Source organism: Pseudomonas sp. NPDC089547 (genome assembly GCF_050280665.1).
Classification (GTDB): domain Bacteria; phylum Pseudomonadota; class Gammaproteobacteria; order Pseudomonadales; family Pseudomonadaceae; genus Aquipseudomonas.
The window spans coordinates 49,284-66,524 of record NZ_JBNNVS010000022.1; the positions used below are offsets into that span (position 1 = coordinate 49,284).

Here is a 17,241-nt window from a genome sequence, read left to right on the forward strand (position 1 = left end):
GAACATCTCAGACCATTAGCGATTTTCGAGAGACGGATGAACATCACCAACCTTGCCAAACGACTTTGCCTGCCTGTACTGCTGATGATCACGCCTGCCGCCTTCGCGGCGGAGCAGATGACGCCGGCGCCACCGCAACTGGCAGCCAAGTCCTACGTACTCATGGACGCGTCCAGCGGCAACGTGCTGGTCGAGAACAACGGTGACGAGCGCCTGCCGCCAGCCAGCCTGACCAAGCTGATGACCGCCTACATCGCCACCCTGGACATCCGCCGTGGCCAGATCGGTGAGAACGACCCGGTTACCGTCAGCGAAAACGCCTGGCGTACCGGCGGTTCGCGCATGTTCATCAAGGTGGGCAGCCAGGTAACCGTCAGCGACCTGCTGCACGGCATCATCATCCAGTCCGGCAACGACGCCTCGGTGGCCCTGTCCGAGCACATCGCCGGCAGCGAAGATGCCTTCGCCGACATGATGAACAAGACGGCTGCCGACCTGGGCATGACCAACAGCCACTTCATGAACCCGACCGGCCTGCCGAACCCGGAGCACTACTCGTCGGCGCATGACATGGCGACCCTGGCCCGTGCGATCATTACCGTCGATCCGGCCCACTACGCCATCTATTCGCAGAAAGAGTTCTTCTGGAACAACATCAAGCAGCCTAACCGCAACCTGCTGCTGTGGCGTGACAAGACCGTCGATGGCCTGAAAACCGGCCACACCGACGAAGCCGGCTACTGCATGGTGGCCTCGGCCGTTCGCGATGGCCAGCGCCTGATCGCCGTGGTGTTCGGTACCAACAGCGAGCAGTCGCGTGCTGCCGAGACCCAGAAGCTGCTGACCTACGGTTTCCGCTTCTTCGAAACCCAGACCTTCTACCAGAAGGGCACCGAGCTGACCCAGGCCCCGGTCTGGAAGGGCGCTACCGGCCAGATCAAGGCTGGCCTGGCTGACGACCTGACCATGACTATGCCTAAAGGCCAATTGAAGCGCCTGCAGGCTTCGATGACCATGAACCCGCAGCTCACTGCACCGATTGCCAAAGGTGACGTGATCGGCAAAGTGGAAGTCAAGCTGGACGAGAAAGTGGTTCACAGCGCCGACCTGATCGCCCTCGATGGCGTTGAGGAAGGTGGTTTCTTCCGCCGTATGTGGGATAGCATCCGTCTATTCTTCTATGGCTTGTTCAACTGACACGTGACCGGCATGCCCCCGCGTATCTCGCGGGGGCGTTGTTGTTGCCACGGCTTACGAGGCCGTTTCCGCCATGAGCGAACCAGACGTCAAGTCGCATAAAATCGAATTCCCTTGCGACGATTACCCGATCAAGGTAATCGGCGATACCGTTGTCGGCTTCAAGGACACGGTAATCGAGATCCTCAGCAAGCACGCGAAGGTTGACCTTTCCACCCTGGCCGAGCGCCAGAGCAAGGAAGGCAAGTACACCACCGTGCAATTGCACATCGTTGCCGAAAGCGAGAACCAGCTGCACGATATCAACAGCGCCCTGCGCGCTACCGGCATCGTGAAAATGGTGCTCTGATGCCCGCTTGTCTCGGTTTTCGCGAGCTTGGCCTGCAGCCCTACGAACCTGTGCTGGAGGCCATGCGTCGCTTTACCGAGCAGCGCAGCCCGGACAGCCAGGATGAAATCTGGCTGGTCGAGCATCCCGCAGTCTTTACCCAGGGCCAGGCCGGCAAGGCCGAGCACCTGCTGGTGCCGGGCGAAATCCCTGTGGTGCAGACCGACCGCGGCGGCCAGGTCACCTACCATGGCCCCGGGCAGCTGGTGGCTTACCTGCTGCTGGATGTGCGCCGGTTGGGCTTTGGCGTGCGTGAGCTGGTCAGCCGTATCGAGCAGACGCTGGTCGACCTGCTAGCCAGTTACGGCGTGCAGGCATTGGCCAAGCCCGATGCCCCGGGCGTCTATGTCGATGGAGCGAAAATCGCCTCCCTCGGCCTGCGAATTCGCAACGGCCGTTCGTTCCACGGCCTTGCCCTGAACGTGGACATGGACCTTGCGCCATTCCGCCGAATCAACCCCTGCGGTTATGCGGGGCTGGCCATGACCCAGCTGCGCGATCTGGCAGGTCCGATCGAACTCGACGAGGTCAGGACAAGGCTGCGCGGACAGCTGGTCAAGCACCTCGACTACGCTGAGCAGACGACCCTCACGGGCGGAATCGACTGAATATGACAACTGTGCAAGAAGCCGTGCCGAACCTGATACCCACCCAGGATGTCACCCCGCGCCAAGCGCCGAAGAAGGTGGAAGCTGGGGTAAAACTGCGTGGCGCCGAAAAGGTGGCGCGCATCCCGGTGAAGATCATCCCGACCGAAGAGCTGCCGAAAAAGCCCGACTGGATTCGCGTGCGTATTCCGGTATCGCCCGAGGTAGACCGCATCAAGCAACTGCTGCGCAAGCACAAGCTGCACAGCGTGTGCGAAGAGGCCTCCTGCCCGAACCTGGGCGAGTGCTTCTCCGGTGGTACTGCCACCTTCATGATCATGGGCGACATCTGCACCCGTCGCTGCCCGTTCTGTGACGTCGGCCACGGCCGGCCGAAGCCGCTGGACCTGGACGAGCCGAAAAACCTGGCTGTGGCTATTGCCGACCTGCGCCTGAAGTACGTGGTGATCACTTCGGTGGACCGCGACGACCTGCGTGACGGCGGTGCCCAGCACTTTGCCGACTGCATCCGCGAAATCCGTGCGCTGTCGCCGGGCGTGCAGCTGGAAACCCTGGTACCGGACTACCGTGGCCGTATGGACGTTGCGCTGGAAATTACCGCGCAAGAGCCGCCGGATGTGTTCAACCACAACCTCGAAACCGTACCGCGCCTGTACAAGGCTGCGCGCCCGGGCTCGGACTACGACTGGTCGCTGGACCTGCTGCAGAAGTTCAAGCAGATGGTGCCGCATGTACCGACCAAGTCGGGCCTGATGCTCGGCCTGGGCGAAACCGACGAGGAAGTGATCGAAGTGATGCACCGCATGCGCGAGCACGATATCGACATGCTCACCCTCGGTCAGTACCTGCAGCCGTCGCGCAGCCACCTGCCGGTTCAGCGTTTCGTTCACCCGGACACCTTCGCCTGGTTCGCCGAGGAAGGTTACAAGATGGGCTTCAAGAACGTTGCTTCCGGCCCGTTGGTGCGTTCGTCGTACCACGCCGACCAGCAGGCTCACGAAGCCAAGATCAAGCTCTGAGCCACGCGCAGGGTTGAACATGCCGATGCGCGCCGAAGGGCGGCATCGGCATTTTTGTTTGTGTACCACGCGCTGCAAGGAGCCACGATGATTTGCGCCGAACCCTTCGAAATCTGCCTGCCGGCTGCGCTGCCGCGTAATGCCTGCTTTGCCATTGTCGCCCCGGCTGGCGCAGCGCGGCTGGATACGCACAAAGTCAGCCAGTGGTTTGCCGACCGCGGTTACCGCTGTCGGGTGTATCCGGGTGCGCTTCAGGCGCAAGGTTACCTGGCGGGGTCGGACCAGCAGCGCTTGCAAGACTTGCACGATGCCTTTGCCGACCCGGCTATCGACGCCATCCTGTGCATGCGCGGTGGTTACGGCAGCATGCGCCTGCTAGACCGGCTGGACTTTGACCTGATTCGCCGCAACCCCAAGCCGTTGATCGGCTACAGCGACATTACCGCGTTGCACACGGCTATCTACCGGCATGCCGGGCTGATCACGTTCCATGGCGGGATGCTTAATGCCGACCTGCTGGGGGCCAAGTTGCCGCCGACCGAGTCGTCGTTGCTGGCGCAGCTGGGTGGGCATGTGCGGGCAGGCGAGCACGTCGTGCACCCGGCGGACCATGCCTTGAGCAGTGTATTGCCGGGTGTGGCCAGCGGACCGCTGCTGGGCGGCAACCTGTCGATGCTGGGCGCGACCATGGGAACCGTTGCCGAGCTGGATACCCAGGGCTGCATCCTGTTCATTGAGGACGTGAACGAGCCGCTGTACCGGGTGGATCGCCTGCTGACCCAGATGCGCCTGGCGCGCAAGCTGGAGGGGGTGAAGGGCGTGCTGGTGGGGGACTTTGCCGGGATTACCACGGCGGCGTTGACGCCGTTGCTGGTGGACATCTTTGCGCCGCTGGGCGTGCCGGTGCTGGCGGGGTGGCGCAGCGGGCATTGCGACCCGAATGTGTGCTTGCCGTTGGGGGCTCGGGTCAGGCTGGACAGTGATCAGCAGAGTCTGGTGTTGGAGCAGGACCTGTTCAAGGCTTGAGATTGTCGGGGCTGCTTTGCAGCCCATCGCGACACAAGGCCGCTCCTACAGGGATCGCGTAACTACAATGTATCGCGGTTCCCTGTAGGAGCGGCCTTGTGTCGCGATGGGCCGCGCAGCGGCCCCAAAAATCTCACTGGCTACGCAAGCTCTCAAGCAACTTGTGGGTCGGGTAGCCATCTGCCGGCCACCCCAGCCCCTGCTGGGCATTGCGAATAGCCTTGCGGGTATTGGCGCCGATGATGCCGTCGGCATTCCCGGCCTCATGCCCGCGGCTGTTCAACAGGTTCTGCAACTCCATGCGCTCGCTGCGGCTCAGCGGCAAGTCCTCTTTCGGCCAGCTGCCGGCGATGAAGCCCCAGCCAGTGAAGCGATCCCCCAGCAAGCTCACTGCCAGCGCATAGGACGACGAGTTGTTGTACTTGAGAATGGCGCGGAAGTTATCCAGCACCAGGAATGCCGGGCCACGTGCTCCCGCTGGCAGCAGCAGGGCGGCCGACAGCGGGTTGCTACCTGCCGGCAGTTGAGTGCCTGCGGGCAGTTTCACGCCCATTGCCAGCCACTCACTCACCGGTTTGCGCAGCGCGCCATCGGCTTGCCAGAAGTCGAAACCAGCCGGTACCTGTACTTCGAAGCCCCACGGTTGACCACGCTTCCAGCCCGAGCTTTGCAGGTAGTGCGCAGTCGAGGCCAGGGCATCCGGTGTGCTGTTCCAGATATCGCGGCGGCCATCACCGTCGAAGTCCACGGCATGGGTGTTGTAGGTGGTCGGGATGAACTGGGTCTGGCCCATGGCGCCCGCCCACGAGCCGCGCATGGCTTCTGGCTGGATGTCGCCATGCTGGATGATTTGCAGCGCTGCGATCAGCTGGTCCTGGGCAAATTGCGGTCGGCGGCCCTCGTAGGCCAGGGTAGCCAGCGAGCGGATCACCGACTTGTTGCCCTGGAACTGGCCGAAGTTGCTTTCCATCCCCCACACCGCGACCAGCACCTGGCGGTCCACGCCGTAGCGTTGTTCGATGCGTGTCAGCAGCTCGGCGTTCTGCTCCAGCAGCTTCTTGCCGTTGCGCACGCGCAGGGGCGACAGGGCGCCTTCGAGGTATTCCCACACTGGGCGGGTGAATTCCGGCTGGCTGCGGTCGGCCTTGATCACGTCCATGTCCGGCGTGACGCCGAGGAACGCGCGGTCGAAGGTGCTTGGTGAAATGCCGGCTTGCAGGGCTTGTTGGCGGAAGTTCGCCTGCCACTGGGCGAAGGTTTGCAGAGGCTGGATTTCGGTGCTGACGTCAGGCGTTGCGCCGGGTACGGTTACCACGGGCGCGGGTTGCGCAGGGGCTAGCGGCAGTGCGTCGGCAGCGGTGGGTTTTTCCGCGCAGGCCACGAGCAGGATGAAGCTGGAGGCCGCGATCAGCTGGCGGGTTTCCCAACGGGGGAGAAGACGGAAGAGCATGCACAGATCCAGAATTGCAGGTCAGGTGACGACCATACCATGCCTGCGCTTGCGATGCTTTCATGCCGCCAAAAAGTAGGAAGCCTCCCAATCTCTCGATTGGAAGGCTTCGCGGCGGTAGCTGCCTTTGCCCTTGTTCGGTTGTTCCTGGCGGCAGCGGAACAGCGGTTGGGCGATGATCGATTTGGCCTTGTTGGGGCCGTGCTTTTTCGGCTTTTTGCTCATGGTGAAATTCCCGGGTTGGGTGGGTTTCGGGGCGCACTGTAGGGCTTGGGGTAGGGTGGGGCCAATTGATTGTGTATATGGCTGAGATCCCGGGGCTGCTTCGCAGCCCTTTCGCGACACAAGGCCGCTCCTACAAGGGAATGTGATCCCCTGTAGGAGCGGCCTTGTGTCGCGAAAGGGGCGCGAAGCGGCCCCAGCTATTGCGAAGGAAGCACTAGTCTTTGCCCGGCCATCAGCAGCGCCAACCGCGACAACCCGATCCAGGGCGAACCCTCGGCCTGCCCCTTGATCTGTGCATCGATGCGCTGGGCATCCTGCAGCAACTGCGACCAGCGCTGCGCCGACAGGCGCTGCAGGGCCTTGCTGACCAACGGTCGTCGTTTGTCCCAGATCGGTGGGCGGGCCTGGCTGAAGGCCTTGTCCAGCGGTACACCCTGGCTGAACTGCTGGGCTAGCCCGGCCAGCTGGCGCAACTCACGGGCCAGGGCCCAGAGGATCACCGGTGGCTCCACACCCTCACCACGCAAACCTTCGAGCATGCGCAGGGCATGTGCGGCTTCGCCATTGAGGATGGCGTCGACCAGGCCGAACACATCGAAGCGGGCGCTGTCGGCAACGGCGGCCTGCACGGTTTCCACGGTGATCTGGTTGCCGTCGGCGAGCAGCTTGAGCTTTTCGATTTCCTGCGCGGCCGCCAGCAGGTTGCCTTCCACGCGGGCAGCGATCAGGTCGACAGCGTCACGTTGTGCCGACAGGCCCGCTTGCTGCAGGCGCTGGTTGATCCACTGCGGCAACTGGTGCACATCCACCGGCCAGATCTGGATGAACTGGCAATGCGCGCCCTCGATCAACGCCTTGCCCCACTTGGTCTTTTGCGCACTGCCGTCGAGCTTGGGCAGGCTGACCAGCAGCAGGGTGTCTTCGGCGGGGTTCGCGCAGTATTCCATCAGTGCAGCGGCGCCTTTGTCACCGGGCTTGCCAGAGGGCAGGCGCAGTTCCAGCAGGCGACGCTGGGCGAACAACGAAAGGCTGGCGCCCGCCTGGAGCAGGGTGCCCCAGTCGAAGTTGGCATCGGCACTGAAGACCTGGCGTTCGTCGAAACCTTGCTGACGCGCGGCATTGCGGATGGCGTCGGCGGCTTCCTGGCACAGCAGCGGGTCGTCGCCGCTGACCACGTAGACCGGTGCCAGGGCGCCTTGCAGGTGCTTGTTGAGCTGGGCGGGGGCGAGTTTCATGGGAAACAGGCGGGGCACCCGAAGGTGCCCCACGCGGGCTTAGTTGCCCGGAACTTCCAGTGGCGACTGCTGAGGCGTTTCGGCCTGCTGACGCTGGGCAGCCTCCAGCGCGGCGGCTTCGGCCTTGGCGCGTTCGTCGGCTTTGCGCTGCAGCTCGTCGAGCTGGGACGGGCTCAGCATCTGCAGGCGAACGACCATGGCGTTTACCAGGTCGCGGCGCATTTCTTCACGGGCGCGGTTGGCTTCCTGCTCGGACCCTGTGATGTTCGAGCCGTCACGCACATAGATCTTGCGCACTTCCAGCTTGTCGCTCATCAGTTCCAGGTTGTTCAGGCCCTGGATGCTGTAGTTCAGCACGGTGGTCAGTTCGTATTCGGCAGTACGGTTGCCGCTGCTGTAGGTGGCGGAACGTTCGTTTTCCTGCTCGTTGGTCAGTACCAGGCGGTAGGGTGCGCCGGTGTGTACGTTGACACCGCTACGCTCCAGTACTTTGCGCAGCTCGACCACGGTCGGGCCGTAGGCGTTGCGTGCGCTGACGTCCATTTCCTTCACGCTCAGCTCGGTAGAGCCGGTGCCGCGCAGCTGGAAACCGCAGGCGCTGAGCATGACCGCCAGGCCGATTACCAGCAAATTGCGTTTGATCATGTTGTTGCTCCCTTGTGGGCCTGTTACGCCCGCCCGCAGTGACTGCGAGCGGGCGCTGCCATCAGTTGGCGACGATGTTGACCAGCTTGCCCGGTACCACGATGACCTTGCGGATAGTCAGGCCATCGATGAAGCGCAGGACATTCTCGTTGCTGCGGGCGGCGGCTTCGACTTCTTCGCGGCTGGCCGCGGCAGGCATCTCGACCTGGCCGCGCAGTTTACCGTTGACCTGGACCACCAGGGTAATGGTGTCCTGCACCAGCGCTTGTTCGTCGACGCTCGGCCAGGCGGCATCGATTACCGAGCCTGCGTGGCCCAGTTGCTGCCACAGTTCGTGGGAGATGTGCGGGGTGATCGGCGCCAGCAGCAGGGTCACGGCTTCAAGGCCTTCCTGCAGCAGGGCGCGGTCCTGTTCGCTGGCCTGCGGGGCCTTTTCCAGCACGTTCATCACGGTCATTACCTGGGCAATGGCGGTATTGAACTTGTGGAACTGGCCCACGTCGGTGCTGGCCTGCTTGATGGCGGCGTGGATGGCGCGGCGGATGACCTTTTGCGCGTCGTCCAGGGCGGCAACATCCAGCTTGCCAGGCAGGCCTTGGCTGACGTGCGCCTGGGCCAGGCGCCAGACACGGCGCAGGAACCGGCTGGCACCTTCGACGCCGGAGTCGGACCATTCCAGGCTCATGTCGGGCGGCGAGGCGAACATCATGAACAGGCGGCAAGTGTCGGCGCCGTAGGCTTCGATCATCGACTGCGGGTCGACGCCGTTGTTCTTCGACTTCGACATCTTCTCGGTGCCGCCGATTTCCACCGGCAGGCCGTCGGTCTTCAGGCGGGCGCCAATGATCTTGGCCTTGGCATCGCGCTCGATCTCGACATCGGCCGGGTTGAACCAGTCCTTGCCGCCGTTGCTGGCCACACGGTAGTAGGTTTCGGCGACCACCATGCCCTGCGTCAGCAGGTTCTTGAATGGCTCGTTCGAGGTGACCAGGCCTTCGTCGCGCATCAGCTTGTGGAAGAAGCGCGCGTACAGCAGGTGCAGGATCGCGTGCTCGATACCGCCGATGTACTGGTCGACCGGCAGCCAGTGGTTGGCGGCTTTCGGGTCTACCAGGCCCTTGTCGTAGTTAGGCGAGGCGTAGCGGGCGAAGTACCAGGACGACTCGACGAACGTGTCCATGGTGTCGGTTTCGCGCTTGGCCGCGGTGCCGCATTTCGGGCAGGTGCACTCATAGAATTCAGGCATCCGCGCCAGTGGCGAACCGGCGCCGTCCGGCACAACGTTCTCTGGCAGGGTGACCGGCAGCTGGTCTTCCGGCACCGGTACGTCGCCGCAGGACGGGCAGTGGATGATCGGGATCGGGCAGCCCCAGTAGCGTTGGCGGCTGATACCCCAGTCACGCAGACGGAACTGGGTACGCGACTTGCCCAGTTCCTTGCGCAGCAGGGCCGCTTCGATGGCGTCGAAGGCGCCGGCGAAGTCCAGGCCGTCGAACTCGGCGGAGTTGATCAGCTGGCCGTGCTCGCCATAGGCGGCCTGCCATTCGTTGCCGACTTCATCGCCAGCGCTGGTGCGCACCACGGCCTTGACCGGCAGGTTGTACTTGTGGGCGAACTCGAAGTCACGCTCGTCGTGGGCCGGCACGGCCATCACGGCGCCGTCGCCGTAGTGCATCAGCACGTAGTTGGCGACCCATACCGGCAGCTTCTCACCGGTCAGCGGGTGCTCTACCAGCAGGGAAGTGGCCATGCCCTTCTTCTCCTGGGTGGCCATGTCGGCTTCGGCTACGCTGCCGCTCTTGCACTCGTCGATGAACGCCTGCAGCGCCGGGTTGCCCTGGGCTGCCTGGGTGGCCAGCGGGTGCTCGGCGGCAACGGCAACGTAGGTCGCGCCCATCAGCGTGTCGGGGCGGGTGGTGAAGACCTTCAGGGTGCCTTCGTGGCCGATGCTGGCCTGGTCGTACGGGAACTGTACTTCCATGCCGCGCGACTTGCCGATCCAGTTGCGCTGCATGGTCTTGACCTGTTCAGGCCAGCCCGGCAGCTCGTCGAGGCTTTCCAGCAGCTCGTCGGCGTAGTCGGTGATGCGGAAGTAGTACATCGGGATTTCGCGCTTTTCGATCAGCGCGCCCGAGCGCCAGCCGCGGCCGTCGATGACCTGCTCGTTGGCCAGTACGGTCTGGTCCGCCGGGTCCCAGTTCACGGTACCGTTCTTGCGGTAGATGATGCCTTTCTCGAACAGGCGGGTGAACAGCCACTGCTCCCAACGGTAGTAGTCGGGCTTGCAGGTGGTGACTTCACGTGCCCAGTCGATGGCCAGGCCCAGGCTCTTGAGCTGGGTCTTCATGTAGTCGATGTTTTCGTACGTCCACTTGGCCGGGGCGACGTTGTTTTTCATCGCCGCGTTTTCTGCGGGCATGCCGAAAGCGTCCCAGCCCATCGGCTGCAGGACGTTCTTGCCCAGCATGCGCTGGTAACGGGCAATCACGTCGCCGATGGTGTAGTTGCGAACGTGGCCCATGTGTAGCTTGCCGCTCGGGTACGGGAACATCGATAGGCAATAGTAGGTGTCTTTGCCTGGCTGTTCGGTAACAGCGAACGATTGTTGCTCGTCCCAGAACTTCTGGGCGGCGGCTTCGATATCACGGGGCGTGTATTGTTCGTGCATGGCTACTTTTGGCTGAGAGAGAAGAGACCTTGTTCCAGGCAGCGGAACCTCGCTGCGTCCGGCACTCCGGTGTCGTTCAGAGTGAACGCCGTAGCATACAGCAGCGCCGCGCATCGTGGGAAACCTTCGTTGCGAATGGCCGCTGGTCGCAGCGCCCGGCTGCTTTTCATGGCGCCGCTAAGCTCAGGTGTGGGGGGAGATATTCTTTATCTTCAATTGAGGTGACGGATGGGAGAGACGCAGCTACCCGCTATGAAACCGGAGCTTTACGAGCGCCTGATCGACCGGCTTGGCCTGGCACTGGAAGTGGCCAGGACCTCGGTACGATTGCGCGACGAGATGCCAGCCGAGCTGGAGTTGCGTGGCCTGAGCCACGCAGAGTTCGAAGTGATCAAGGCCTACCTGGAATCCCTCCCGGAGCGCCACAATGCCTCTGTCGGCAGTTACCCACAAGCGGAGCCGACATCGGCCAAGATCATCTGGCTCAAGGACAAGAAGCGCCCCGCCAATCCGGCGAGGTCCAGGACGCTGCCACATCGCTAGCCGTTCAGGACGCCAGGCGCGGGCTGGCGAGCCGGTTCTTCGACTACACACAACTCATGATCGGCGCCGGTCGCACCCTTGTTGACCGGCGCCGATCCTTCTAGGCTGCACGCCTGCCAAGGAGGTGTGGCCGATGCCGATCCGATTCTTCATCAAACAATGGCTGATGCCGCCGGGCATCCTGTTCCTGCTGCTGCTCGCGGCCTGGTGGTTGCGTGCGCGGCGGCCACGGCTGGCGGCGCTGTGCTTTGCCGTGGGGCTTGGTGGCCTGTGGCTGATGAGCCTGCCGCTGGTGGTGCAGCAAACCGCCCGTGTGCTGGAAAGCGAACCACCGTTGTCTGTCAATGACTGGGCCGACCTTGCGAAACGGGCGGATGCCATTGTGGTGCTGGGCGCAGGGCGCGAACGTGGCGACCCGGCCTGGGGCGGCAGCGACCAGCCCACGGCCACGGCTTTGGAACGCATGCGTTTTGCTGCGCAGCTGGCCAAGGCGTCAGGCCTTCCGGTGCTGACCAGTGGCGGGTTGCACTATGGTACGCCGCCGAGTGAGGCGCGGCTGATGGCTGATCGTCTGCATGAGGATTTCGCGGTCGAAGTGAAGTGGCGCGAAGAGGCCAGCCGCACGACCTGGGAGAACGCCCAGCTAACAGCCAAGGTGTTGCAGCCGTTGGGCATTCGCCGGGTGGTGGTGGTGACGCAAGCCTGGCACATGCAGCGCTCGCGCTGGAGCTTCGAGCAGGCGGGGTTCGAGGTGGTGCCGGCGCCAGTGGGGTTCCTAGGGCGCGATCATGCTCGCCCGTTTGGCGGGTTGCTGCCGGAGAGCCGGGCGATGTGGCAGAGCGGGCAGTTGTTCAATGAGGTGGTGGGGCTGGTGGGATATCGGGTGTTCTATTGAGCCCAAGGCATACACAGCCCTTTGTAGGAGCGGCCTTGTGTCGCGAACGGGCCGCGAAGCGGCCCCGGCAATATCGGCTGCGAAGCTGAAATCTGGGGCTGCTGCGCAGCCCTTTCGCGACACAAGGCCGCTCCTACAGGGATCTGTGTTGCCTGATTAAACGGTCTTGGCAATGCGCCCAGCCAGCAGCGCCCAACCCAGCAGCAGCGCACAGACAATCGCCAGCGGCCACGACCGCCATTGCAGGTACGGCGTCAGCTGCTGCATCGGCACCACCTCGCCATACAGCACCGCCTGCTGGAACTGCGGAACCTGCGTGGTGATGCGGCCAAACGGGTCGATCAGCGCGGTCACGCCGTTGTTGGTGGCGCGGATCATCCAGCGGCCGGCTTCCAGTGCGCGCATTTGCGCCATCTGAAGGTGCTGCAACGGGCCGATCGACTTGCCGAACCAGGTGTCGTTGCTGATGGTCAGCAGCAGGTCGCTGCGAGCGGCCAGGCCTGCGGCGAACTCGGGGTAGACCACTTCGTAGCAGATGTAAGGCGCAATCTGGTAACCCTTGGCCTGCAGCAGTGGCTGATCTTCCGGCCCGCGGGCAAAGTCCGACATGGGCAGGTTGAAGAACTCGATGGCGCCCCGCAGCATGTCCTGCAACGGCACGTACTCGCCGAATGGCACAAGCTTCTGTTTGAGGTAGGTGCCATCGCCTTCGCCGGCCACCGTGATGCCGTTGTAGTAACGGCGTTGGTGGTGCACCACTTCCCGCACCGGTACGCCGGTGATCAGCGCCGAATGCCGCTCGGCGGCGAAGCGGCCCATCACGTCGATATAGCCCTGGGCCTGGTCCTTGAGTACCGGTACTGCGGTTTCTGGCCAGATCAGCAGGTCCACCGGCCTGGAGCTGAAACTCAGGTCACGGTACAGCGCCAGTTGCGCGTCGATGTGCGCCGGGTCCCATTTCAGGTCCTGTTCGACGTTGCCCTGGATCGCCGCCACTTTCAGCGGGTCGCCCGCCGGCTTGGTCCAGGCATGGCCCTTGAGCGCCAGGCCCAGCGCCCACGGGGCCAGCAACAGCAGGCAGCCCACGGCCAGGAACGAAGGCCGCGCGCGCAAGCGGTGCAGGTTGCACAGCAGGGCAGCCGTGAGCGCCAGGGCGAAGGAAACCAGCCATACGCCGCCCAGCGGTGCCAGGCCGGCCAGCGGGCCGTCCAGCTGGCTGTAGCCGGAATAAAGCCAGGGGAAACCGGTAAGGAACCAGCCGCGGAAGGCTTCTTGCAGCAGCCACAGGGCGGCAAAGCACAGGGCGTCGGCCAGCGGCGCTTCATTGCGCCGCAGCCAGCGCGCCCATAGCCAGGTGGGCAGGGCAAAGAACCAGGCCAGGGCGGCGAAGAACGCCAACAGCAGCAGGATCGCCAGCAATGGCGATGCGCCGCCGTAAGTGTTCATGCTGACGTAGATCCACCAGGTGCCGGCGCCATACAGGCCGAAACCGAACCACCAGCCACGCCACATGGCCTGGCGCGGGTTGAGCTCGCGCAGGCCAAGGTAGAGCAGGGCGATGGACAACACGGCCAGCGGCCAGATGTCGAACGGCGCCAGGGCCAGGAGGGTGGAAGCACCGGCCGCCAGGGCCAGCAGGTTACCGGGCCAGCCGGGGCGGGTGATCCAACGCATGTTTGTCCTTAACGGGTGATCGGGGTCAGGCGCAGCAAGTGTATCCGCCGGCTGTCGGCGTTGAGAATACGGAACTTGTAAGCCCCGATCTCGGTGGTTTCGTTGCGCTTGGGCAGGTGGCCGAAAGCGCTCATCACCAGGCCACCGACCGTGTCGAACTCGTCATCGGAGAACTCGCTGTCGAAGAACTCGTTGAAGTTCTCGATCGGGGTAAGCGCCTTGACCAGGAAGTCACCGCTGGGCAGCGGCTTGATGTAGCTGTCTTCCTCGACATCGTGCTCGTCCTCGATATCGCCGACGATTTGCTCCAGCACGTCTTCGATAGTCACCAGGCCAGCCACTCCGCCATATTCGTCGATGACGATGGCCATGTGGTTATGGTTGGCGCGGAATTCGCGCAACAGCACGTTCAGCCGCTTGGACTCGGGTACGAAGGTGGCCGGGCGCAGCAGGTCCTTGATGTTGAAGCTGTCGCCGTTCTCTTTGAGGATCAGCGGCAACAGGTCTTTGGCGAGCAGGATGCCGAGCACATCGTCGTGGCTTTCGCCGATCACGGGGTAGCGGGAGTGGGCGGCGTTGATCACCGCTGGCAGGAACTCGCGCGGCGACTGGCTGGCCTTGATGCTGATCATCTGCGAACGCGGCACCATGATGTCGCGAACCTGCAGGTCGGCGACCTGGATGGCGCCTTCGACGATGGTCAGCGCTTCGCTGTCCAGCAATTTGTTCTGATGGGCTTCGCGCAGCAGCTCAAGGAGCTCCTGGCGGTTTTTCGGCTCATGGGCAAAAGCCTGGGTCAGTTTACCCAGCCAGGACTTCTGCCCGTTGCTCGATCGATCTTCGCTCATGGCGGTTCTCGTGATCCTTCGTGTTTCAGTGTGTGATTGAGTCGGTTTCATCGTCGGCATACGGGTCGGGGTGACCCAGTTCTGCCAGCAATTCCCGTTCCAGGCCTTCCATTTCCTCGGCTTCCTCATCATCGATGTGGTCGTAGCCGAGCAGGTGCAGGCAGCCGTGGATGACAAGGTGGGCCCAGTGGGCTTCAAGCGCCTTGCCTTGTTCGGCAGCTTCGCGCTCGACCACGGACACGCAGATCACCAGGTCGCCCAGCAGCGGAATATCGAGCAGGTCGTCGGGCACATCGGCCGGGAACGACAGCACATTGGTCGCGTAGTCCTTGTGCCGGTAGGTGTGGTTCAGCTCACGGCCTTCGGTTTCGTCGACCAGGCGAATGGTCATTTCCGAGTCGGCGCTGCGCTGGCGCAGGGCCAGTTCGCACCAGCGGCGGAAAGCGGCGTCATCCGGGGCGGCAGCGTCCGTGGCCCGTTGGATATCAAGTTCAAGCATCTTTGCCGGGCGCCTCGGGCTTGGCCTGGCGGGCTTCGAAGCGGTCATAGGCTTCGACAATGCGCTGCACCAGTGGGTGACGAACCACATCTTTGGGTTGGAAGTGGGTAAAGCTGATCCCCGGAACGTCCTTCAGCACCTCGATGACATGTGCCAGGCCCGACTTTGTGCCCCGTGGCAGGTCGACCTGGGTGATGTCACCGGTGATCACCGCCGTTGAGCCGAAGCCGATGCGGGTGAGGAACATCTTCATCTGTTCCAGCGTGGTGTTCTGGCTTTCGTCAAGGATGATGAAGCTGTTGTTCAGGGTGCGGCCACGCATGTAGGCCAGCGGGGCGATCTCGATTACCTGGCGCTCGATCAGCTTGGCGACGTGCTCGAAACCGAGCATTTCGTACAGGGCGTCGTACAGCGGGCGCAGGTACGGGTCGATCTTTTGCGCCAGGTCACCGGGCAGGAAGCCGAGCTTTTCGCCCGCTTCGACCGCCGGGCGCACCAGCAGGATGCGGCGCACTTGTTCGCGCTCCAGTGCGTCCACGGCGCAGGCCACGGCGAGGTAGGTCTTGCCGGTGCCGGCCGGGCCGATGCCGAAGTTGATGTCGTTGGCCAGGATTTCCTTCACGTAGCGCTGCTGGTTGAGCCCGCGCGGGCGGATGTTGCCCTTGCGCGTACGCAGCGACACGCTGACCTCGTTGACGGCCGGGTTGTCGATGTTTTCGACAGCCGACTCCTGCAGGTACAGGTGCACGGTCTCCGGCGACAGGTCGGTAGCCTTGGTCTCGCGGTAGAGACGGCGCAGCAGCTGTTCGGCCGCGGAGGTGGTCTTGGGTTCGCCGATCAGTTCGAACTGATTGCCGCGGTTGCGGATTTCGATGGCCAGGCGCTGTTCGATCAGGCGCAGGTGCTCGTCGAACTGGCCGCACAAATTGGCGAAACGGTGGGCCTCGAAGGGCTCGAGGATGAAACGATGGGGTTCTATGGGTGCGTTCAAGGTCGTTTTTAGCCGCTCGACGGCAATGGAGGTGAACTCAAGAATAACCCTTGAATGGCAGTGGCGAAAGCACTGAAACGATCAAGGGTTGGCACAAGGTATGTAGTGCCTGTTCTGGCCTCTTCGCGGGCAAGCCCGCTCCCACAGGTACTGCACCGGTTTGAAGGTGGGTGCAATACCTGTGGGAGCGGGCTTGCCCGCGAAGGGGCCGGTGCAGGTATGATGCCTGCCTTTTCTTACGCATGTGTTATCCCGCCGAACATGAGCAAACGCGAACCTGCCATCTATAAAGTGATCTTCCTCAACCAGGGGCAGGTCTTCGAGATGTATGCCAAGCAGATCTACCAGAGCGACCTGTGGGGGTTTCTGGAAATCGAGGAGTTCGTCTTCGGCGAGCGCTCGCAGCTGGTGGTGGACCCGAGCGAGGAAAAGCTCAAGACCCAGTTCGAGGGGGTGGTGCGCAGTTTCGTGCCGATGCACTCGATCGTGCGCATCGATGAGGTGGAGCGCCTGGGCACGGCCAAGATCAGCGAAGCCAAGGGTGGCGGCAATGTAATGCCGTTCCCGATGCCGATGCCGGAAAAGTAAGCCTCAGGGGAGTGGCGAGAACGGCGTGCGCCCTTCGGCGTTCTGCAGTTCCAGCAGGTACTTGCGGAAGATCTGGCCGAGCACCTGGGTGGCATGCTCCAGCTCGTCGCGGGGCATTTGCTCGGTCACTTCGTCAGCCATGTCCAGTGCATCTTCAGCACCGTTGACGGCGGCCATCTTCAGCAGGATGTAGGCCTGCACATTGTTGGCCTTGACCCCTTCGCCGTGGAAGAACATGGCGCCCAGGCGATACTGTGCGTCGGCCTGGCCTTGCAGTGAGGCCTTCTGGAACCAGTCCAGGGCCTTGTTCAGGTTTTTTGGCGTTTGCGTGTAGTAGTACTCGCCCAGTTCGAATTGTGCCTGGGCATCCCCGTTCGTCGCCGTCTGCTCGCAAGCTTTGAGGGCGTTTGCCAGGTCTTCTGGCTGGACGTTCAAGGTGCAGCGGCCCGTGGCTGGAATGAGCAACGAGTTACCGCCCTCCGCCAAGGCCAGCAGGGGCTGAAGAAGCAACAGGCAGCCCAGGGTCAGGGCGCGGCCGGTGCGGTTCATGGGGATCGACTTACCTCTGCAAAGCTGCGGCCAATGTCTCTGGTGGCACATTATGGGATAAGCAGCGCCAACCTTACAAAGTTTTACTCGAATTTCTGCTTGGTTGGGGAAGTCAGCTGATTGTGCACGAATAAATGTTGCCTGTACTGGCCCTTTCGCGGGCTCGCCCGCTCCCACAGGTTACGCGCTTGAA

At 63.0% G+C, this 17,241-nt stretch carries 18 protein-coding genes; 8 read left to right on the plus strand and 10 right to left on the minus strand.

Annotation, left to right across the window (positions count from 1 at the left end; all coding sequences use genetic code 11):
* Positions 1-36 precede the first annotated feature (36 nt).
* The 5 genes from ACQKPZ_RS16730 to ACQKPZ_RS16750 all read left to right on the plus strand — a co-directional run bounded on the left by ACQKPZ_RS16730 (position 37) and on the right by ACQKPZ_RS16750 (position 4,238).
* On the plus strand, positions 37-1,197 hold the full coding sequence (locus tag ACQKPZ_RS16730; protein ID WP_012274373.1) for a D-alanyl-D-alanine carboxypeptidase family protein: 1,161 nt from the start codon (positions 37-39) through the stop codon (positions 1,195-1,197).
* A 73-nt stretch (positions 1,198-1,270) separates the two neighbouring features.
* Positions 1,271-1,546 carry a DUF493 domain-containing protein gene (locus tag ACQKPZ_RS16735; protein WP_003249736.1) on the plus strand — a complete coding sequence of 92 codons (276 nt, stop codon included), beginning with the start codon at positions 1,271-1,273 and terminating at the stop codon, positions 1,544-1,546.
* A complete protein-coding gene (gene lipB, locus ACQKPZ_RS16740) occupies positions 1,546-2,193 on the plus strand; it encodes a lipoyl(octanoyl) transferase LipB (RefSeq protein WP_427540122.1) in 648 nt (215 codons plus the stop codon). Before ACQKPZ_RS16735 ends, lipB begins: the two co-directional genes overlap by 1 nt.
* A gap of 2 nt (positions 2,194-2,195) precedes the next feature.
* A complete protein-coding gene (lipA, locus tag ACQKPZ_RS16745) occupies positions 2,196-3,212 on the plus strand; it encodes a lipoyl synthase (RefSeq protein WP_391129268.1) in 1,017 nt (338 codons plus the stop codon).
* An 87-nt stretch (positions 3,213-3,299) separates the two neighbouring features.
* Complete coding sequence (locus tag ACQKPZ_RS16750; protein ID WP_427540124.1) at positions 3,300-4,238, plus strand: S66 peptidase family protein; 939 nt, start codon at positions 3,300-3,302, stop codon at positions 4,236-4,238.
* A gap of 133 nt (positions 4,239-4,371) precedes the next feature.
* Here the strand turns inward: ACQKPZ_RS16750 and ACQKPZ_RS16755 are convergent, their stop codons facing one another.
* From ACQKPZ_RS16755 to leuS, 5 genes are all read right to left on the minus strand, one after another.
* Complete coding sequence (locus ACQKPZ_RS16755; protein ID WP_427540127.1) at positions 4,372-5,688, minus strand: lytic murein transglycosylase; 1,317 nt, start codon at positions 5,686-5,688, stop codon at positions 4,372-4,374.
* Positions 5,689-5,748: 60 nt separating this feature from the next.
* A complete protein-coding gene (gene arfA / locus ACQKPZ_RS16760; RefSeq protein WP_003257578.1) occupies positions 5,749-5,913 on the minus strand; it encodes an alternative ribosome rescue factor ArfA in 165 nt (54 codons plus the stop codon).
* A 197-nt stretch (positions 5,914-6,110) separates the two neighbouring features.
* Positions 6,111-7,148 (minus strand): DNA polymerase III subunit delta, encoded by a 1,038-nt coding sequence (holA, locus tag ACQKPZ_RS16765; RefSeq protein ID WP_427540130.1) that lies wholly within the window; start codon positions 7,146-7,148, stop codon positions 6,111-6,113.
* 39 nt (positions 7,149-7,187) lie between these two features.
* Positions 7,188-7,793, minus strand: coding sequence for an LPS assembly lipoprotein LptE (gene lptE, locus ACQKPZ_RS16770; RefSeq protein WP_391129255.1), 606 nt, complete (start codon positions 7,791-7,793; stop codon positions 7,188-7,190).
* 61 nt (positions 7,794-7,854) lie between these two features.
* Positions 7,855-10,461 carry a leucine--tRNA ligase gene (gene leuS / locus ACQKPZ_RS16775; protein ID WP_427540133.1) on the minus strand — a complete coding sequence of 869 codons (2,607 nt, stop codon included), beginning with the start codon at positions 10,459-10,461 and terminating at the stop codon, positions 7,855-7,857.
* A 228-nt stretch (positions 10,462-10,689) separates the two neighbouring features.
* On the opposite strand from leuS, the gene ACQKPZ_RS16780 reads away from it, so the two are divergent.
* Complete coding sequence (locus tag ACQKPZ_RS16780; protein ID WP_198752397.1) at positions 10,690-11,004, plus strand: hypothetical protein; 315 nt, start codon at positions 10,690-10,692, stop codon at positions 11,002-11,004.
* Positions 11,005-11,137: 133 nt separating this feature from the next.
* Positions 11,138-11,899: a YdcF family protein gene (locus ACQKPZ_RS16785; RefSeq protein WP_427540136.1), complete on the plus strand. Its 762-nt coding sequence runs from the start codon at positions 11,138-11,140 to the stop codon at positions 11,897-11,899.
* Between the two features lie 156 nt (positions 11,900-12,055).
* On the opposite strand, the gene lnt is transcribed toward ACQKPZ_RS16785, so the two are convergent.
* Genes lnt through ACQKPZ_RS16805 form a run of 4 tightly spaced genes read right to left on the minus strand, consistent with a single transcriptional unit; the run spans position 12,056 to position 15,911 of the window.
* Positions 12,056-13,573 carry an apolipoprotein N-acyltransferase gene (gene lnt, locus ACQKPZ_RS16790; RefSeq protein WP_427540139.1) on the minus strand — a complete coding sequence of 506 codons (1,518 nt, stop codon included), beginning with the start codon at positions 13,571-13,573 and terminating at the stop codon, positions 12,056-12,058.
* Positions 13,574-13,581: 8 nt separating this feature from the next.
* Positions 13,582-14,421: an HlyC/CorC family transporter gene (locus ACQKPZ_RS16795; RefSeq protein WP_391129244.1), complete on the minus strand. Its 840-nt coding sequence runs from the start codon at positions 14,419-14,421 to the stop codon at positions 13,582-13,584.
* 25 nt (positions 14,422-14,446) lie between these two features.
* The gene (ybeY, locus tag ACQKPZ_RS16800) at positions 14,447-14,920 is read right to left on the minus strand and encodes an rRNA maturation RNase YbeY (protein WP_403199625.1); all 474 of its coding nucleotides are present in this window, start codon (positions 14,918-14,920) and stop codon (positions 14,447-14,449) included.
* On the minus strand, positions 14,913-15,911 hold the full coding sequence (locus tag ACQKPZ_RS16805) for a PhoH family protein (RefSeq protein ID WP_016712170.1): 999 nt from the start codon (positions 15,909-15,911) through the stop codon (positions 14,913-14,915). The genes ybeY and ACQKPZ_RS16805 overlap by 8 nt, the downstream gene beginning before the upstream one ends.
* A 261-nt stretch (positions 15,912-16,172) precedes the next feature.
* Between ACQKPZ_RS16805 and ACQKPZ_RS16810 the strand changes: the two genes are divergently transcribed.
* Entirely contained in the window at positions 16,173-16,499 is a 327-nt protein-coding gene (locus ACQKPZ_RS16810) for a DUF1820 family protein (protein ID WP_198752411.1), read from the plus strand.
* A 3-nt stretch (positions 16,500-16,502) separates the two neighbouring features.
* Here ACQKPZ_RS16810 and ACQKPZ_RS16815 read toward each other — a convergent pair whose 3' ends face one another.
* On the minus strand, positions 16,503-17,048 hold the full coding sequence (locus ACQKPZ_RS16815; RefSeq protein WP_391129237.1) for a tetratricopeptide repeat protein: 546 nt from the start codon (positions 17,046-17,048) through the stop codon (positions 16,503-16,505).
* Between the last annotated feature and the right edge of the window lie 193 nt (positions 17,049-17,241).

What these genes read in the sequence shown, in the direction of transcription:
- leuS (WP_427540133.1), bottom strand. Translation starts at nt 10,461, where the DNA reads ATGCACGAACAATACACGCCCCGTGATATCGAAGCCGCCGCCCAGAAG.
- ACQKPZ_RS16785 (WP_427540136.1), top strand. Translation starts at nt 11,138, where the DNA reads ATGCCGATCCGATTCTTCATCAAACAATGGCTGATGCCGCCGGGCATC.
- holA (WP_427540130.1), bottom strand. Translation starts at nt 7,148, where the DNA reads ATGAAACTCGCCCCCGCCCAGCTCAACAAGCACCTGCAAGGCGCCCTG.
- ybeY (WP_403199625.1), bottom strand. Translation starts at nt 14,920, where the DNA reads ATGCTTGAACTTGATATCCAACGGGCCACGGACGCTGCCGCCCCGGAT.
- ACQKPZ_RS16755 (WP_427540127.1), bottom strand. Translation starts at nt 5,688, where the DNA reads ATGCTCTTCCGTCTTCTCCCCCGTTGGGAAACCCGCCAGCTGATCGCG.
- lipB (WP_427540122.1), top strand. Translation starts at nt 1,546, where the DNA reads ATGCCCGCTTGTCTCGGTTTTCGCGAGCTTGGCCTGCAGCCCTACGAA.
- lipA (WP_391129268.1), top strand. Translation starts at nt 2,196, where the DNA reads ATGACAACTGTGCAAGAAGCCGTGCCGAACCTGATACCCACCCAGGAT.
- ACQKPZ_RS16730 (WP_012274373.1), top strand. Translation starts at nt 37, where the DNA reads ATGAACATCACCAACCTTGCCAAACGACTTTGCCTGCCTGTACTGCTG.
- ACQKPZ_RS16810 (WP_198752411.1), top strand. Translation starts at nt 16,173, where the DNA reads ATGAGCAAACGCGAACCTGCCATCTATAAAGTGATCTTCCTCAACCAG.
- ACQKPZ_RS16780 (WP_198752397.1), top strand. Translation starts at nt 10,690, where the DNA reads ATGGGAGAGACGCAGCTACCCGCTATGAAACCGGAGCTTTACGAGCGC.
- lnt (WP_427540139.1), bottom strand. Translation starts at nt 13,573, where the DNA reads ATGCGTTGGATCACCCGCCCCGGCTGGCCCGGTAACCTGCTGGCCCTG.
- lptE (WP_391129255.1), bottom strand. Translation starts at nt 7,793, where the DNA reads ATGATCAAACGCAATTTGCTGGTAATCGGCCTGGCGGTCATGCTCAGC.
- ACQKPZ_RS16735 (WP_003249736.1), top strand. Translation starts at nt 1,271, where the DNA reads ATGAGCGAACCAGACGTCAAGTCGCATAAAATCGAATTCCCTTGCGAC.
- ACQKPZ_RS16815 (WP_391129237.1), bottom strand. Translation starts at nt 17,048, where the DNA reads ATGAACCGCACCGGCCGCGCCCTGACCCTGGGCTGCCTGTTGCTTCTT.
- arfA (WP_003257578.1), bottom strand. Translation starts at nt 5,913, where the DNA reads ATGAGCAAAAAGCCGAAAAAGCACGGCCCCAACAAGGCCAAATCGATC.
- ACQKPZ_RS16750 (WP_427540124.1), top strand. Translation starts at nt 3,300, where the DNA reads ATGATTTGCGCCGAACCCTTCGAAATCTGCCTGCCGGCTGCGCTGCCG.
- ACQKPZ_RS16795 (WP_391129244.1), bottom strand. Translation starts at nt 14,421, where the DNA reads ATGAGCGAAGATCGATCGAGCAACGGGCAGAAGTCCTGGCTGGGTAAA.